Origin of the sequence: Streptomyces johnsoniae, from assembly GCF_031845565.1 — a bacterium.
In the GTDB taxonomy this organism is placed as follows: Bacteria; Actinomycetota; Actinomycetes; order Streptomycetales; family Streptomycetaceae; genus Streptomyces; species Streptomyces johnsoniae.
The window spans coordinates 1-227 of record NZ_JAVREV010000128.1; the positions used below are offsets into that span (position 1 = coordinate 1).

1 protein-coding gene is annotated in these 227 nt (G+C 63.9%); it reads left to right on the plus strand.

The genetic code is table 11. From position 1 onward, the window contains the following. Window positions 1–130: 130 nt before the first annotated feature. The coding region (locus RM779_RS33860; protein ID WP_394813461.1) for an acyltransferase domain-containing protein at window positions 131–227 on the plus strand (97 nt) is incomplete at its 3' end.

The following is a 227-nucleotide window of genomic DNA, read 5'->3' on the forward strand; positions in this document are numbered from 1 at the left end:
TGAGGTGTCGTTGGGTGATGTGGGGTTGTCGTTGGCGGTGGGGCGTGCGGGGTTGGGGCATCGTGCGGTGGTGTTGGGTGGGGATGAGGTGCGGGGTCGTGTGGTGGTGGGGTCTGATCGGCCGGTGTTTGTGTTTCCTGGTCAGGGGTCGCAGTGGGTGGGGATGGGTGTGGAGTTGTGGGGGGAGTCGGAGGTGTTTCGTTCGCGGTTGTTGGAGTGTTCTGAGG